The 16,563-nt window shown below is 67.5% G+C and carries 13 protein-coding genes and 2 pseudogenes; 6 read left to right on the top strand and 9 right to left on the bottom strand.

Features of this window, described 5'->3' with window-relative positions; all coding sequences use genetic code 11:
• Positions 1 to 62 precede the first annotated feature (62 nt).
• From ACQB60_RS40615 to ACQB60_RS40630, 4 genes and pseudogenes are all read left to right on the top strand, one after another.
• On the top strand, positions 63 to 533 hold the full coding sequence (locus ACQB60_RS40615; protein WP_496931212.1) for a hypothetical protein: 471 nt from the start codon (positions 63 to 65) through the stop codon (positions 531 to 533).
• A 998-nt stretch (positions 534 to 1,531) separates the two neighbouring features.
• Complete coding sequence (locus ACQB60_RS40620) at positions 1,532 to 5,368, top strand: SGNH/GDSL hydrolase family protein (RefSeq protein ID WP_496931125.1); 3,837 nt, start codon at positions 1,532 to 1,534, stop codon at positions 5,366 to 5,368.
• Between the two features lie 70 nt (positions 5,369 to 5,438).
• Positions 5,439 to 5,891, top strand: a complete 453-nt coding sequence (locus tag ACQB60_RS40625; RefSeq protein ID WP_496931126.1) for a hypothetical protein — start codon at positions 5,439 to 5,441, stop codon at positions 5,889 to 5,891.
• A 185-nt stretch (positions 5,892 to 6,076) separates the two neighbouring features.
• Positions 6,077 to 6,352, top strand: a pseudogene (locus ACQB60_RS40630) (helix-turn-helix domain-containing protein); the annotation flags it as partial.
• 411 nt (positions 6,353 to 6,763) lie between these two features.
• Here ACQB60_RS40630 and ACQB60_RS40635 read toward each other — a convergent pair.
• Positions 6,764 to 7,471, bottom strand: coding sequence for a DUF4097 family beta strand repeat-containing protein (locus tag ACQB60_RS40635; protein ID WP_496931127.1), 708 nt, complete (start codon positions 7,469 to 7,471; stop codon positions 6,764 to 6,766).
• 161 nt (positions 7,472 to 7,632) lie between these two features.
• On the opposite strand from ACQB60_RS40635, the gene ACQB60_RS40640 reads away from it, so the two are divergent.
• Positions 7,633 to 8,190 (top strand): site-specific integrase, encoded by a 558-nt coding sequence (locus ACQB60_RS40640; protein ID WP_496931128.1) that lies wholly within the window; start codon positions 7,633 to 7,635, stop codon positions 8,188 to 8,190.
• 415 nt (positions 8,191 to 8,605) lie between these two features.
• Here the strand turns inward: ACQB60_RS40640 and ACQB60_RS40645 are convergent, their stop codons facing one another.
• From ACQB60_RS40645 to ACQB60_RS40665, 5 genes are all read right to left on the bottom strand, one after another.
• The gene (locus ACQB60_RS40645; protein WP_496931129.1) at positions 8,606 to 8,848 is read right to left on the bottom strand and encodes a hypothetical protein; all 243 of its coding nucleotides are present in this window, start codon (positions 8,846 to 8,848) and stop codon (positions 8,606 to 8,608) included.
• A gap of 148 nt (positions 8,849 to 8,996) precedes the next feature.
• Positions 8,997 to 9,578 carry a hypothetical protein gene (locus ACQB60_RS40650; protein WP_496931130.1) on the bottom strand — a complete coding sequence of 194 codons (582 nt, stop codon included), beginning with the start codon at positions 9,576 to 9,578 and terminating at the stop codon, positions 8,997 to 8,999.
• A 124-nt stretch (positions 9,579 to 9,702) separates the two neighbouring features.
• Entirely contained in the window at positions 9,703 to 9,900 is a 198-nt protein-coding gene (locus tag ACQB60_RS40655; protein ID WP_496931131.1) for a hypothetical protein, read from the bottom strand.
• 339 nt (positions 9,901 to 10,239) lie between these two features.
• A complete protein-coding gene (locus ACQB60_RS40660; RefSeq protein WP_496931213.1) occupies positions 10,240 to 10,878 on the bottom strand; it encodes an SDR family oxidoreductase in 639 nt (212 codons plus the stop codon).
• Positions 10,879 to 10,946: 68 nt separating this feature from the next.
• Entirely contained in the window at positions 10,947 to 12,092 is a 1,146-nt protein-coding gene (locus tag ACQB60_RS40665; RefSeq protein ID WP_496931132.1) for an IS110 family transposase, read from the bottom strand.
• Positions 12,093 to 12,380: 288 nt separating this feature from the next.
• Between ACQB60_RS40665 and ACQB60_RS40670 the strand changes: the two are divergent.
• Positions 12,381 to 13,603 (top strand): annotated as a pseudogene (locus tag ACQB60_RS40670) (IS110 family RNA-guided transposase).
• Between the two features lie 773 nt (positions 13,604 to 14,376).
• On the opposite strand, the gene ACQB60_RS40675 reads toward ACQB60_RS40670, so the two are convergent.
• Genes ACQB60_RS40675 through ACQB60_RS40685 form a run of 3 tightly spaced genes read right to left on the bottom strand, consistent with a single transcriptional unit; the run spans position 14,377 to position 16,483 of the window.
• Positions 14,377 to 15,285 carry a PDR/VanB family oxidoreductase gene (locus ACQB60_RS40675; RefSeq protein WP_496931133.1) on the bottom strand — a complete coding sequence of 303 codons (909 nt, stop codon included), beginning with the start codon at positions 15,283 to 15,285 and terminating at the stop codon, positions 14,377 to 14,379.
• Positions 15,282 to 15,464 (bottom strand): hypothetical protein, encoded by a 183-nt coding sequence (locus tag ACQB60_RS40680; protein ID WP_496931134.1) that lies wholly within the window; start codon positions 15,462 to 15,464, stop codon positions 15,282 to 15,284. Before ACQB60_RS40680 ends, ACQB60_RS40675 begins: the two co-directional genes overlap by 4 nt.
• Positions 15,461 to 16,483 carry an aromatic ring-hydroxylating dioxygenase subunit alpha gene (locus ACQB60_RS40685; RefSeq protein ID WP_496931135.1) on the bottom strand — a complete coding sequence of 341 codons (1,023 nt, stop codon included), beginning with the start codon at positions 16,481 to 16,483 and terminating at the stop codon, positions 15,461 to 15,463. Before ACQB60_RS40685 ends, ACQB60_RS40680 begins: the two co-directional genes overlap by 4 nt.
• Positions 16,484 to 16,563: the final 80 nt, after the last annotated feature.

Genomic DNA, 16,563 nt, shown 5'->3' on the forward strand with positions numbered 1-16,563 from the left:
TTGTGTTGTCTTTAGGTAGAACTCTGGCGCGTGTGGCTGTAGCAGGAGCGGCGGTGGTCGCTATGGGCGCCGTGGTGCACACGGCGACGGCGGCCGATGCTCCGACTCCGGCGAACTTGCTTGCTGCGAAGGCCACTCCGGAGGCGAAGCGGATGGCGAAGTCCGCTCCGCAGGCGGTCGCGCTGGCCGCCACCGTGTGTGGGGACGGCTACGCGCTGCAGAACGCCAAGCCGCTCGGTGACCCCGACCCGAACAAGCGGATCGCCACGATCTTCAATTACACGAAGGGGGGCAACAGGGGCGGCTGCACCATCTACGACAACAACCTGGGCACGAAGAAATACATGAGCTTGACCGTGTGCGACATGAACAAGAAGTGCGCCTCGGACAAGGGCGTGTTCTTGCAGTACGCGGGGCCGGTGTACACCTCGGCTCCCGTATGCGCCACCGTGGATGCGTTCATGAAGGACTCGTCGTCCGCCTCGGTGAAGTACGCCACGTACCACTCCGACTACGCCTACCTCTGTGACTGAGGCGAGAGGCATGCGTCAGGTGCTGGCCGGGGCCGTGGTGAGTGTGGCGGCCGTTTCGGTCCTCACCGGCTGTGGCGGGAAGGATGACTCATCCGCCCAGTCCAAAGCTGCTGAGGTACCGTCTGTTTCCGCGTCACCCTCGGCCTCGCGTGGTGAGAACAGTGCGGCGCGAGCTGCGGAGAAGCAGGCGCAACGGGGACGGGCGGCAGACGCTCCCAGCGGGGTTCCGGTGAGCGGAGCCCCCAAGGGCGGTGACGACAAGAACTTCGGTCAGCCCCTGTTCTCTCAAGGTGATGTGACGGTCTTTCACCCGCGTTCCACAGGGGACACAGTCACCGTGCCTGTCAAGATCACTAACTCTGGAGATGCCCGGTACTTCTACCGTGTGACGCTCCAGGTGAAGGGGGAGGGAGGCTTCGTGGCCTCGCGGCGCTTTGCCACTGATGTCGTGGGGGTGTATCCCGGGACCTCTGTGCCCACGGAGCTCACCTTCACCAGCGAGGGCAAAGCGGCTCCCCGTAGTCCGAAGGTGTCGCTCACTCGCGTCGAGCGCAGCAAGACCTGACCTTCGTCTGGCGGGGCCGCACCTGGAGCAGGGGGCGACCCCGCCTCTTTCACTCCTGTCACCGCGCCCGGCCACCGGGCCGCGGCGCCTTCGTGCTGGACAGGCCCGGCATGCGAACACCCAAAGCTCGCGACCGGGTTGGCATGTGCTTCCGCTCACGCGGAGCACACGCCGGTGACGACCCTCCACATCACCGCCGACCGCCGCCCGTGTCAGACGGGCTGGTCTCGCGCTCGGGCCCGGCACGGACGATACGCAACAAGAATCGGGGAACATCCTCTTGAGATCCATAAGACGCACGCGCGCGCCCTGGGCCGCCGCTTTGACGTGCGCCGCTCTGACGGGTGGCCTGATGCAGGCCGCCCCGGCCGTAGCCGCAGCCGGCCCCCACCCAGGCGGCAAGCAGGCTGCGCCACCGCAGCCTTCAGACCGGGTGGCCAACCCGGACAAGGAGCTCGGCCGCGGCTGGAAGGTCTCCGAAGACCGTGCCGTCACGGCAGCCGCCGACAGCGATGGCCTGAAGATCCTTGTCGCCGACAGCAGCAAGGCGTACGCCTGGAAGACCGCCGCCACGCTCTCCGAGCCGGGTATGCCCGCAGATTCGTGGATCGGCAACCAGTGCGTCATGGACGCCGAGCATGTCGCGGTCGTGTATGCCCCGCGTGCGTTCACGAACAAGCCGGATCTGATGCAGGGCGGCGCGTTCGCCGCCGTGGTCAACGTCCACAGCGGTGCGGTGACGAAGCTGCCGTTCACTGCGTCGCTGGCCTACTTTGACCCTTCCTGCAACACGGTCACGCACATGGCCGCGTTCACCGCCTTCCGGGACATGAACGACCCTCAGAAGACGAAGACGCGCGTGGTCACCGTGAACACCAGCGGAAAGACCACGGACGCGGCCGCGGCGCACGGCGAGATCACCAGTGCGGTCCCGGTGAAGGGCGGCGCGATCGCCGCCCGCGGCAACCACCTGATCCATCTCGACCGCTCGGGCAAGGTGAGCAACCTCGCCGACGCGGACAGTGTCCCGTTCGACATCCGGCCCACCGTCGGCGGGAAGATCGCCTTCATCGACCTCGAGGGCAACCACACCGCACACGCCAAGGTATTCGGCGGCAGCGGCAAGCCGTCCACGATCGCCTCGGGCAAGCTCGGTGGCCTCGACCTGATGCAGGGCGCGGCGGGCAGAGTCTTCCTCACCGGCCGCCCCAGCAGCACCTCCGCTGTAGCGGGAAGCGGGATCACCCGCATTGACGCGCCGGGTGACACCGCCCTGTCGACACACGGCCGCCTGGCCATCGAGCCGGTCCTCACCCCCGGCGTGCGCGCTGGGCTGGCGCACATCAAGGACGCCGGCCAGGGCTTCACCAAGGCCGAGCCCGCCCCGGAAGGCCGCTCCACCGCGCAGGCCCCGGCGACCATGACCGGCACCGCGCCGGTGACGGTCACCAGCACCGCCACCACCACCGGCACCAAGCTCGTCCAGAGCGTGCGGCAGGAGGCCACCAACGGCTCCGGTACCAACCCTTCCCCGGCGCTTGGTACCGGCTCCGGGACCCGCAAGCCGATGCACACCGCCGCCGCCGTGTCGCACGAGCCGACGGACGGCGACCGCTGGTGCGCCGTCTCGCGCAACGACGTGAAGGTACAGGCCCTACAGCCGACCCCGAACCAGGTCGAGTGGGCCGTCGACATGGCGGTGCGCGGCAAATTGCGCTCCACCTACATCCGGCAGGGCGGCTACCGCGACCAAGCTGGCCTCGGCACGATCGACCCCCAGGGGCTGTTCCCGCCGCCGACGCTGAGTGGCGGGGGCAAGATACCCGCGAACGTGCTGCTGGGCATCATGGCCCAGGAGTCCAACCTGTGGCAGGCCGAGGGCGGTTCGGTCCCCGGCCAGATGGGCAACCCCCTTGCCGCCGTGGACGGTTACTACGGTCACAAGGCCGATCCGAACGACCCGGCCGCGTACTGGCAGATCAACTGGGACAAGTCTGACTGCGGCTATGGCGTCGGGCAGGTCACCGACGGTATGCGGATGGCCGGTCACGAGAAGGACCACGAGACCAGCCTCTCCCCAGCCCTGCAGAAGCTCGTCTCGGTCGACTACGCGTCGAACATCGCCGCCTCCATGAAGATCCTCGCGGACAAGTGGAACGAGGTGCACAAGGACGGGCAGAAGGTCACCGTCAACAACGACGACCCGGCCATGGTCGAGAACTGGTTCACGGCCGTGTGGAACTACAACCTCGGCTTCAACCCGCCCTCCGAGGCATCCAAGCATGCCGGGCACTGGGGCCTGGGCTGGTACAACAACCCGGCCAACCCGCTCTACAAGAAGAGCTGGGGCCACCCCTTCATGAACACCGACGTCGACGGACCCGAGGCCAACAAGGACGCCGCGCACCCCCAGGACTGGCCCTATGAGGAGAAGGTGATGGGCTGGGCCGCCTGGTCCATGGACACCGGCTTCTCCTACAGCACTGACGGCCGACAGGACTGGCCCGGTGAGTCCGGATTCTCCTCGGCCGGATTCCGGCCTGCCTGGTGGACCACTCCCACCGACCGCACCGCCGTCCAGCCCTCACTGGATGTGTTCTGCAACAGCAAGAACAACTGCAACCCTGACACGCCGCCGGACTGCCCGGACGCGGAGTGCTACGCGAAGTACTGGTGGAACCAGACCAATGCGACCTGGAAGATCAACTGCGCCAGCACCTGCGGCCACGAGAACATCAAGTACCAGAGCCTGGTCTCGGAGCCGGGACGGGGCTATCGCCTCAAGACCGGGACACCGGTCTGCTCGGGGGCCCCGGCCGGATCCAAGATTGTCGCCTCAGTGCCCGACGGCACCCCATCATGGAGTGACTGCGGCTCGATCAGCTCGGCGGGCAAATTCCAGTTCACGTTCTATCCGGGCACCGAGAGCCGCTACCAGGCGAAGGCGGACCTGCATTCGGTGGGCGGTGGCTACGGCGGCCACTACTGGTACACCCACACCCGAAACAGCAGCCACTACGGCGGCCTCAACGGCTACATGACCATCGACGGCACCTGGACGCTCGGACAGAGCCTCAACTGGGCCCGCGTCCTGGTCCATCTGCCCGACACCGGCGCCCATACCCGGCAGGCCGCCTACACCGTCGGCGGTACGGACAGCACCAGCCCCACCCGAGTCGTGCTCCAGCGCGCCGGCGGATGGGTCCCTCTCGGTGCGTTCCACTTCACCGGCACCCCGAAGGTCACGCTGTCGAACACCACCAAGGACGGCACAGCTGACGAGGACGTCGCCTGGGACGCGGTGGCCTTCCAGCCCCTGTCCGGCAAACCGGCGAACTCGGTCGTGGCCATGGGCGACTCCTATTCCTCAGGTGAAGGAGCCACCGCACCGGGCGGCAAGGACCTGTACCCGGAGACCGACCACTACGACAAGCAGAACGACAAGCTCATCGACAAATGCCACCGTTCCACGCTCGCTTGGTCGCGACAGACGACCCTGCCTGAGGAAACGAAGTCGATCGGCAACCTGGCCGACAGTCTCGACCCGCGGATGGACTACCACTTCGTCGCCTGCTCCGGAGCACGCACCTACAACGTTCTGGCTGAGGGCCAGTCCAGCGAGGTTCCGCAGATCGACTCCGGCTATCTGGACGGCAACACCACGTTGGTGACGTTGTCGATCGGCGGCAACGACGCCAGGTTCGCCGACATCATGACGAAGTGCATCGACGTCCCGGTCCCGTCCACGACGACGTGCCCGTACGCCGAACTGGACAACATCGACCCTGCTACTGGCGACAAGACAAGCGGGACAACGGGGGACCTCAAGGGCTGGGCCCCCAAATGGCTGCACGACTCGGTTCGGCCCCAGATCGTGAAAACACTCAACGCCATTCACCGCAAGGCGCCCAACGCCAAGGTCGTCCTCATGGGCTACCCGCGACTGGTGGAGAAGGACCACGGCTGTCTCCCCGGCGCCTACGAAACCGTAGAGAACGACTGGGTACGCACACTGGCGGACACACTCACGACCGAGATGAACGGTGCCACGCAGGATGCTGGTTCGTGGGCCGTCTTCTCCGACCCCCGGGACGAGTTCGACGGCAAGGCCATCTGCGGTAATCCCGAGAGCATCCACGGCATCGTGGAGACCGGTCGGGAGCAAGCAGACAACGATGCGCCCGCACCGTCGATGCAATCCTTCCACCCCAAGCCCGCAGGGGCTCGCCTCTACGCGGACGCTCTGGAACACACACTCCAGGGAAAGTGACAGGATTCGAGCCGGGGGCCTGAGTAGAAGTACTCAGGCCCCCGGCCATCGCATAGGGAAACCTGCTGGCATGAACACACCCCGTCCACAGCCCCGGCCCGCCTCTTCACAAGCAGCCGGGGCGGCCGTCACCGGCGCGCTTCTCGCCTACGGCGCCTGCCAGTTCTTCTCCTGGACCAGACACCACAGCAACCAGGCGTGCCAGAAGACGGACGGCCTCTGCTTCACCTGGTGGGACGTTGCCGTCATCCCCCTCAGCTTCACGACAGCCCTGATCGTCCTGACCGTTGTGTATAAGCGGTTGGGCATCAGACCGCTGATCGCCGTCATTCCACCGACCCTCCTGCTGGCGCCCCTTCCTCTGATCGCTGCGCAGACGACCGCCGGCTGGTGGGCTGTCACCATTACGGGTGCGACGTGGTCATTCTTTGTCGCGCTGACCGCGTGGAGCCGCTATCGGATCCTGGGCATCTCAATGTCGGTCGCGCTTCTCCTCGCTGCCCTCATCGCCCTGTATCACTAACGCGTGATACACAAGGCTGGAACGATCTTCGGATCCGGTCCGCGGGCGCCCGCCAAGATGGTGGAAACCGGTACACAGGCGGGCGGTTGACCTTGTTGCCGATGGCCGAAACTGAGCATGATCGCCGTTGTGCAACACCCTTTAAGGCGTGTTGCACACGGCCGTGAGCTGGGCATCTCCGGTGTATGGCTGGAGTGTTGAGGGCCGAGCGGGTGTGGGTGGAGACGTTCACCGGGCTGTCGATGGATCAGTTCGGACGGCTGCTGAAAGCGGTCCAGGACCGCGGCGGCAACGGCACCTTGCGGGGCCGACCATGGAGCCTTCGGCTGGCCGAGCGGGTCCTGGTGGTGGCCGTGTACTACCGCACGAACCTGACCATGCGGCAGCTCGGGCCGCTGTTCGGGATCTCCTCCTCGACGGTGTGCCGGGTCATCCAACGGCTCGGCCCGCTGCTCGCATTGAACGAGCCGCACCCTGCCCAGACTGCTGCCCGTCGGCAGCGATGGGTGGCTGGCGGCCTGGTGGCTGGTCCGCTCACCTGGCGGGATGAGGCTGCGGCATGGCCACAGCCTCTCGAAGAGGACCGTTCGCGGGTGGAGGATCCCGACTCCGTCGGGATCCGCATTACGGGTCCTGCGGATGCCGAGCTCTCTGTGGTGCTGTTCCGAGGTCGCTGGGCCGATGCCGACTTCCTTGCGGGCCTCGCCGACGAGGTCGTGCGTGAGAACCCGCAGGTCGGTTCACCTCAGGTGGTTGGTGAACTCCTCGACGACTACGCGTTCCGGGCACTTGGTCCATCGTAGTCGGCTTCCGGCAGGGGGGCGGAAGAGAGACGGTTGAAAGGCTGCGATCAGTGGCCACTCTGAAGAAGGTCACTGGCGTGCCGGTTCCACAGTCAAGTCACCGTTCGTTGTCGACAGATCCAAGCGGTACTTGCCCGTCGGGTCGTTCTTGAACGCCACCTTCTTGTCGCCGTGGGAGTCGCTCGCTGAGATCTGGTAGTTGGTGGGCGGGGCCGTGACTGTGAGACTGCCGCTGGTCGTGCGGGCCTTGATGTTCTGCGGGGTGGCCGTCTGGATCGTCACCTCGCCGTTCGACGTCTGCGTGTCGATGTCACCGCCCTTGGCCTCCTTGACGTGCACGTCACCGTTGGACGTGCGCAGCTTCACCGGGCCCGTCGCCTTGTTCACCGCGATCTCGCCGTTGCTCGTGTGCACGTCGACCACGCCGACACCGCTCAGTGTGAGGCTGCCGTTGGACGTGCCACCCGTCACCGCCAGACCGGCGGGCACCTTGACGACGTAGTCGACGCCGCACTCCTTGCCGCAGCCGGAGAGCGTGAGGACGCCGTTCTCCACGCTGAACGAGGTACCGCTCGGCTTGTCACCACGGTAGTTGACCTTGCGGTGCACGGAGGTCGTTGAGATGTCCGCCGAGGCGTCCACCTTCACCCCGCCGTTCCCGCTGTCGAGACGGATCGAGGTGATCTTCTTGAGCACCTTGGCATCGTCCTCGAAGGTCTTCTGGTCGAGGACCGAGCACGCGGAGAGCCCGCCGACGGTGAGAGCGGCCAAAGCCACTGCTGCAAGGAGACGCGTCTGCAGGCGTCGCATGAAGTTCCCCCGTGTGGAGTGAGTTGGATCGTGATCAGTCACCGCGACCTTACGCAGCCACAGTCCCGCCCACGATGGGGAAACCCCCCAATGCCCGGACTGGGCTGACCTTCACGGTGACCACAGCTATGCGCACCGGGCCGCCGTACGCAGACGCCTCGCGCGCCAACGCGCTGAGCGCGGCCTCCAGCTTCTTCGACTACCTCGACAAGGTCGACGACACCGCGGTGGTGAAGAACCCCTTCGCGGCCGTGGCCCGGCCGGTCATCGATCCGGACTACAGCCTCACCGTGGACCTCACCGACGAGCAGGGGATCGCCCTGCTGGTCACCGCCCGTGACCACCACCGCGTCAGGGCATACCGCAAGCGTGCCTACGCCCTGCTGCTCAAGCGGTACACGCTCTGCCTGCGCATCAGCACGCTGCTCAACGCCCGGGTGGAGCACCTCGACTACGACCGGGGCCACCACGTGCTGACCATGCACGTCAAGGGCGGCGCCTGGAAGAAGAAGCCGATCCCGCCGCATGTGGGCGACGCGCCTCGGCGTCGACGACTCCACCGTTGCTGTCGCTGCGGATCGTCAGAGACGGCGGCTCGCCGGCGGCCCGGAAGGAACTGTAGACGACCGGCCAGTGGTCGCTGCCCCGGTTGGTCTGGACCGTGGCCGGCCAGTTCGGGGTGTTGACGTTGGACACCATGTAGTCCAGCTCACCCCCGGACACCTGAGTGGCCTGTCCGCTGTTGTAGAGGCGTGCTCCGGGAGGGGTACTCAGGGACTCGGGTTCGCGGTTGAAGTCCCCCAGCACAGCCCAGTTCCAGCCTCGGGCGCTCGCGTACTGCTGGGCAGCGGTCACCAGGCGCGGCGCATCGAACCCGCCGGGGCTCCCGTTGCTGCCCGCGGAGGCGTGGATGCGGCAGTACATCGTGTTGGCATCGCGGTTGAATACGCACAGCAGTGGCCGCACAGCACCAGGGCTGATGATGAGGAACGCCTGCATCGGTGTCGTGGTGACGATCGCCAGGTTCCGCGCGTATACCGAGGACGTGTGCAGCCAGTGGTAGACGTACCGCCACGCGGGGCGGGGGTCGGAGCCGGCGTTTCACAGGGACTCGGTGACCGGGCCGGTTGAATGAGGGTCGGTCCTGAAGCTCGCGTCCGGGAGGTTGTTGGGCGCCTCTTGGAGAGCCACGATGGTGTGGCTGCGCGCCAGTTCACCGACGGCGTCATACTTGTCCGAGTTCTGCTCGACGTTCCAGTTCGCGGGCTGGTCGGCCCCCGGGGCGGCCTGTGCGGTCGCCACCCCCGAGAAGAGTGCCGAGGACGCGGTCAGTGTCGCTGCCACTGCAACGACCAAGGCGCGGAGCATGCCGCGTCGGCGTTGCCTACCCCATGTCAGGATTCCCCTCTGTGCTGGATTGGACATGGCTGGCGATCTCCCGGGTTCATGTGCCGTACGTGGAGAGATGGCGACCGGCGCCATTCCTCCCGCGTTACGGGTGGTAGATCTCGGCGACCGAAACGGCGATGTGGTCCGAGTCCTTGAGCACCTTCACCTTCACCTTGACGGTGCCCATCTTGGCGGCCTTCACCAGGTCGTCGTAGGTGCACTTCCTGTTGGCCGCGCCGGTGTCGTCGACGGAGACCCTGCCGTCCGGGGACCCACAGATCGCTGCGGCACCGAGGATGTTGGTGCTGTTCTGGACCCAGAATGCCTGGTTGCCGACCATCATCTTGTGGTCGGCGAGATAGGTGAGCGTGCCGGTGTACGTGCCCTCGCTGTCGGTCCCGGTGTTGGTGCCGTCCCGCTGGGAGGAGCTGTCGGAGCCGGTGGCAGTGCCGGTGCTGCCACCCTGGTTGCCTCCGCCGCCGGCGGCGGGCTTGCCACTGGTGGAGGCTGAACTGCCGTTGGATGCGGCGGAGTTGCCCGGTGCCGTCGAGGCGGGCGCCGAAGCGGAGGAGTCTCCGGCGCCGGTGTCCTTCGTGCCGTTGCTGTCGTTGCAGGCGGTCAGCGAGAAGGCGAGCGCCGCGGTGGCCGCGACGGCGAGCAGGGCGGAACGGGTGGTAGCGCGCATGGCTGGATCCCCCAAGGAGCAAGGTGCGGACGGAAGTGACGAGTGCTGTTCCTCGTGCATGGACGAGGCTGCCCCGCCCCGCTGGCAGATCACTAATGGCCGTGCCGCGCCCGCTAATGCCTGGCTAACCTTCCAGGTTCCTGGCCCGCGCGGCCTCGTCCCCACTCCCCCGCCCGAGCATGCGGTTCCCCCACAGCCGTGCCGGCAAGCCCGTGAACTCGCCGACGCCGTCCGTGTACTCGGCCTCGACGCTCCCCCAGACCTCACCACCGCCGCACACCACATCGACACAGGGCTGCACCACGACGAGTCCAGCCCGCACGGCACCTAGCCGGCCTTTCAGGGGTCGCCTTCTCGCAGGCGCTGCCCGCCACCGCGTCTACCTGACGCCGGGTCCAGGCGGGGCGAGATCGGCGTATCCGCCCGCCACGGACCGCCGTCGTGAGCCACTGAGATCCAACAGCAGCCTGCGCGAAGGACGGTGAGGCCATGCCGAAGAACCAGGTGTGGCTGTGGACCACCTACGAGAGCCTGGTCCGCGCAGACCAGATCAAGGGCGTACTCCCTGGCCCGGGGAAGCTCTACATACGGATCCCCGGGCCAGCGCGAGCCCGGCGATGGCTGTGTCAGTGCCTTCGGGGTCTAGGGCGCTTCGTTTGGATCACTGGTGGCGGAGGCATCCTTGGGTCGAGGGTGCCGATGGGTCGGGGGTGCCGATCCGGCGCAGTGGAGTGCTGGCGCGGGCGGCGGATTCCAGGTGGTCGTTGCCGGGCATACCGGCGCGGACTTCCCCTTCGATCAGACCGCCGGAGGCGGTGTTGACCCGGATGCCGACGGGTCCGTACTCGACGGCCAGGTATCGGGTGAGCGCCTCGAGTGCCGCCTTGGAAGCACCGGTGCTGGTGTAGGCGGGTAGTACGGTGCCCGCTCCGGACGAGGAGACGTTCACGATGGCCGGCCGCCGGGCCCGCTCCAGCAAGGGACGGGCGGCCTGCGAGCACCACAGGGGTCCGGCCGCGTTGGTGGCCAGCGCCCTGAGCCAGTGCCGTTCATGGACCGCGTCGACGTCGGTGAACCGGCCTGAGGCGGCGTTGTTGACCAGGATGTCGAGACGGCCGTACCTTCCGGTGATCTCGTCGAACAGAGCGGCGACAGCGGCCCGGTCGGCGACGTTGCCAGGGAGCAGTTGCGCAGAACCGCCGCTGTCCAGGACCTCGTTGACGGTGCGCTGGGCGGAATCGGGGTCGCGGAAACAGTTGACGATGACCGCTGCGCCCTGGTCAGCGAACGAGCGCCGCAGGTCTCCGACCGGGCCTTCCCGCTAGAGCCTGTCGGGCAATCAGTGATCGAGCGGGGACGTGGCTTGGTTCAATTTGCCTTGCCGTTCCGGCACCGCGCGGCGATTCTGGGCCGGTGCCAGGACAGGGGAAGAGGAAGCGGCGGCGAGAGGCCGGGAGAGAGCGGCTTGCTGCACTCATTGCGCCGGACGCGGGGAGGTGGGAAGTGATCTTCGAAACACGGGACGAGGTTGAGTTGCGCGCCCAGCTGCGCCGCCTTCGCGAGGCACGAATCGATGCGTCGACGATCCGGATCGACACGCTGTGCGGCCGCCTGGCTCAGCCGACCGCCTATCGGCTGAGCCGGTTCGTTCGTGACGAACCCCGCGTGCAAGTCCGGCCATGAGCACACTGACCCTTGATCTTGTGGCAAGTCGAGGCGAGTCGAAGCACGCGGCGTGAGAGCGGCCAGAGCCGCTGTCGCCGGAGGCAGACGGCCGTGGTCGCCCGTGGCCTGCCGCTCTTGATCGTGCTGTCGCCCGGCAACATCAATGGACGCCGCCGCGTTCGGCCGAGTTCCTCGACGGGACCCGCGTCCCGCGTGCCACAACGGATCGCCCGTGCACAACACCCGAGCGCGTGCCGGGTAACAAGGGCGTGCTCCAGCGCCACGGCCTGGAATGGGCCTGGCGCCTCGCGCTCGAGCCGCGCCGCCTCCCGGCAGAAGGTCCCGCAGAACGGCGTGCAGGCGGTTCGTGGTGCGGGTGCGCTCGTTGACCAGGTCGTTGTGTCGCTCGGTCAGAAGTCGGAGGATCGTGGACTGGTCCTCCGCGGTGACCTTGCGCAAGTCGGTTCGGAAAAGCGCGACTTGAGCGACGTGGAGCGCGTCGGCGGGGTCGGTCTTGCGGTCTCCGCCGGTGGCCAAGAGGCGCGCCCTGGCGGACAGGGTCGAGGGCACGTCGACCACGTCCTCGCCGGCGGCGGCCAGCTGCTGGGCGAGGATTCGTCCGAGGCCGCCGGCGCCTTCGACCGCGAAGCGGCGCTCGGGCCACTGCTCGCTCCAGCGCATGAGCTGGCCGAAGGTTCCGGCGTTGACGACGACCCGACGCTGGCCGGTCTTGTGGCCCGTGGCGTCAATCGCGACGGCGGTGTGCGAAGACTTGTGGGGGGCGATCCCGATGGTGATCACGCGCGTCCTGACCTGGTACTCGAAGCGGCAGAAGTGTGCGGTGGGCACCCTGACTTGAAGTTGCGGTCTCACACGTTCATGCCTCTGTCGAGCCACACCGCGCGGGCGCCGATCGGCGGTGGCACGCTAATCATGAGCCAGCCCTGCGGGGCGGCATGAGGCAATGCGAGCCCGTGCCGACCGGCACCCTGGACGCTACGGCTGCAGACCGGGCGTCTGAGGTCGATACAACAATTCAGGGGCATGACCACCGGCCTTTTCGCACGTCGGGAGGCTCTTCGTAATGTGGATGTGGCGATCAGTGCCGTGGCAGGGCCGGGTGAACAGCACCGAAGGATGCACGACGTGATCGACACCAGTGACATCGACGTCTACCTCGGCCTGGACGTCGGCAAGGGCGAACACCACGCCACCGCCCTCACCCCCACCGGCAAGAAGACCTTCGACAAGCGGCTGCCCAACAGCGAACCCAAGCTCCGCGAGGTCTTCGCCAAGCCGCAGGCCAAGCACGGCACCGTCCTCGTCATCGTCGACCAGGTGGCTTCCATCGGCGCTCTGCCGCTGGCCGTCGCCCGGAACATGGGCTGCCACATCGCCTACCTGCCCGGCCTGACCATGCGGCGGATCGCCGACCTCTATCCCGGCGAGGCCAAGACCGACGCCCGCGACGCGTTCATCATCGCCGACGCCGCCCGGGCAATGCCGCATACACTCCGTTCGGTCGACCTGGACGACGAGACCCTCGCCGAACTCCAGATGATCGTCGGGTTCGACGACGACCTGGCCGCCGAGGCAAACCGCCTCTCCAACCGCCTGCGGGGCCTGTTCACCCAGATCCACCCGCACCTCGAGCGCGTGATCGGCCCGCGCATGCAGCACCCGGCCGTACTCAAAATGCTGGATCAGTTCGGATCGCCGGCCCAGATCCGCAAGGCCGGACGCCGACGGCTGGTCACCCTGATCCGGCCAAAGGCTCCGCGGATGGCCGAGCGTCTTATCAACGACGTCTTCACCGCGTTGGACGAGCAGACCGTCGTCGTTCCTGGCACGGATGCGGCCGCGCTGATTGTCCCGAGCCTGGCCAACTCGCTCCAGGCCGTGCTCGACCAGCGCAAACTGCTGGCCCACCGGATCGAGCAACTCCTGGAGGCACACCCTCTTTCCCAGGTCCTGATGTCCATGCCCGGCATCGGCATCAGGACCGGAACCCGCATCCTCATCGACGTCGGCGACAGCACCGCGTTCCCGTCCGCAGCCCACCTCGCCGCCTACGCCGGACTCGCCCCCGCGACCAGAAGCTCCGGGTCCTCCATCCGCGGAGAACAACCCTCCAGACGAGGAAACAAGCAACTCAAACGCGCCTTCTTCCTCTCCGCGTTCGCCGCGCTGGCCGACCCACCCTCGCGCACCTACTACGACAAGAAGATCACCCAGGGCAAACACCACACCAAGCCCTCCTCTGCCTCGCCCGCCGCCGAGCCGACGTCCTCTTCACCATGCTCCGCGACGGCACCTTCTACCCACCACCAACCCCGATCACCCCTTGGCCAAAGTCATAGGGGCACCCCCCACGCCTTCGACGCCGTGCTCTGCCCCGTCGTCAAGAACGGCTACGCCTCTCTCTGACCTTGAAGATTCCCGTTGTTCAACATACGAGCGGCCGAGGCCGGTGACCGCGAATCGTTGCTCGCTATCGCCAACGAGCGAGAGCTGTCCTTGTCGGCACACGGTCTGACACCCCACCTCAGCCTCTCAGGCATCGCCCGGCTGCGCCTATTCAGCACCCGAGGGCCTCACGCTCCTCGTCCTCAGGGGGACGAGGAGACGGTCATGGGCTGGACGGCTGTGCGCTCGGAGGTGGCCGGAGCGGCATGGACGGATACCGAGCTGGCCGAGCCGACCGTATCCGTCGACTTCGCACTCACCCGGCCGGATGCCACCTGCAGGCAGGCAGCATGGCTCATGACCTGTTGGCTCCTGGATCACGCGGCGAGCTTGGGCAGCAGTTGCGAATGGGGGCGATGCACCGTGCCACATGTGCGACTCCGAGACCAGCTGATGCGCTGGCGCTGGGAGCCCGTGCGACGCGACACGACCTCGGACGGCCCCCATGCCTGTCTGATGCAGCACCGCCCCGGGCCATGCCCAAGGTCGACGCGCTGATCCGCAACAGCAACGTCCGCCATGCGCTACATCCCCGTCCTGTCTGACATCAGCATCCGCTGAGGAACTCACCCTGCCACCCCGAAATCCTCAGCCCAGGAACACAGGACGCACGGATCCCCGAACCCTGCCAGCCGTAGCGAACACGAAGGCGGCCGCACCCGCGCAGTCACAGATCCAGGGTGAGCCGTTCGCCCTTCGCTCGGGACACGCACACCAGCAACGTGTCGTGGCGGGACCGTTCCTGGGCGGTCAGCACACTGTTGCGGTGGTCGACCTCCCCTTCCAGAACGTCCGTCTCGCACGTGCCGCACGTGCCCTCGGTGCAGGAGTAGAGGACCTCGATGCCCGCTTCCCGCAGTGTGGCGAGGATGGATCTCCCGGCCGGAACCGTCAACATGCGCCCCGAACGGGCCAGTTCGACCTCGAACTCCCGGTCGTCGGCGGGATCGTCCACACTCGCCGTGAAGCGCTCGGTGCGCAGCGCCTCGGGCGGGACAAGTTCCTCGACGGCGGCGAGCAGGGCCTCCGGACCGCAGGCGTAGACGAGCTCACCCGGCCGCAGTCCGGCGAGATAGGGTTCCACGTCCAGTGGTCCTTCCTGGAGTTGGATGCGCCCGGCCGGGTGCCGGCCGGCCAACTCCCCGGTGAACGCCATGGACGCGCGGGACCGGCCCCCGTAGAGCAGGGTCCACTCCTCGACGACCGTCAGCATCGGCAGGATCGGCGTGATGCCGATGCCGCCCGCGACGAACCGGTACGCGGGCGCCGGTTCCAGCCGGAAGTGGTTGCGCGGTCCGCGCGCCAGGACCCGGCTGCCGGGGTGGAGCCGGTCGTGCACCTGGGCCGATCCGCCCCGGCCGTCGTGTTCGCGCAGGACGGCGATCCGCCAGGACCGCGCATCTCCGCCGCACAGCGAGTACTGACGTTCGAGGCCGTCTTCGAGGAGCAGATCGATGTGGGCGCCCGGTTCCCAGGCAGGCAGTGGTGCCCCGTCCGGTCGGTGCAGGGTCAGGGAGACGACCTCGGCGGCTTCCTGGCGGCGTGCGGCGACGACGAGGTCGAGCGGCTCGGTCACGGGGCGGTGCCCTTCTGGGTGTCCTGTTCCCGGGGAGGGGTGGGGTGGTCGGGGTGGGCGAGCAGCCATGTCCACATCGCCACGGGGTCGTCACAGATGTGCCGGGCGCCGCAGTGGCAGCGGCCGTTCAGCAGGTCGGTGTCGGGGCGCCAGTCGATGCGGAGGACGTCGCCGCTCATCCTGCGGCCCGCTTCGCGAGGATGCGGCGGGCGGCCAGGCCGCCGGTGTCGATGTTGATGCTGAGTTCCTGGTAGCCGTCGGGTTCGGTGTCCAGGGTGCGCTGCAGCAGGTTGAGGGCGTCGACGTCCTGCATGACGACGGTGTGGTTGAAGTCCCGTAGGAATGTGGTGACTTCTTCGTCGTCGACGACGAAGTTCCGGGACACCGCCCAGAAGTCGTAGACCGTGCCGGGTGTCGACGGCGTGATGGCGTACGTGATCTCCGTACGGAATCGGGGGGCGTCGGCGCCGGTCGGGGTGATGGTGCTGTGGAGCAGATACAGGCACGGCGCGTGGTACTCGATGTCCTGCAGGCGCTTGATGCGGCCCTCGATGCCGGTGGAGCGGGCGTAGAAGGGCGGGCACTCGGCGTCGAGCATGTGCCGCGACACCCGTACGACACCTGCCGCCTCGTCGACCTCCGTCCTGATTGGGGTCTGCGCGACCTCGGGCGTGCCGATGTAGCCGCCGTGCAGGTACGTCTCGTGGGAGAGGTCCATCAGGTTGTCGACCAGCAGCATGTAGTCGGCGTCGATCGGCTCCATGCCCTGCACCGTCGTCCAGCCCGCCTCGGCCAGGTGCGGGGCGCGGGGAATCGTGCCGGTGTCGGCGCGTTCCGGGTCGCCGATCCACACCCACACCATCGCGTCGACCTCCGCCACGGGGTACGAACTCACCCGTGCCGTACGGGGGATGCGCTGCTGCCCGGGTACGTACACGCAGGTGCCGGCGGTGTCGTAGGTGAAGCCGTGGTAGCCGCACACCAGCCGGTCGCCGTCCAGACTCCCGGCCGTCAGCGGGTAGCGGCGGTGCACACAGCGGTCCGCGAGGGCGACCGGCTCGCCGGCCTCGGTGCGGTACAGGGCGAGCGGCTCGCCCAGGATCGTGCGGCCGAGGAGTTCGCGGCCGACCTCGCTCGACCAAGCGGCGACGTACCACTGGTTGCGGGCGAAGGCAGAGTGGCCTGGGTGGGCGGTCATGGCAGGTGTCCCTCCTGTCACCGCGCGGCGCTGTCGCCGCGCGTCACCGCCCAGACTCGGAGCCGGGAACACGGGCCACA

This window comes from Streptomyces odontotermitis (assembly GCF_050510915.1).
GTDB lineage: Bacteria > Actinomycetota > Actinomycetes > Streptomycetales > Streptomycetaceae > Streptomyces.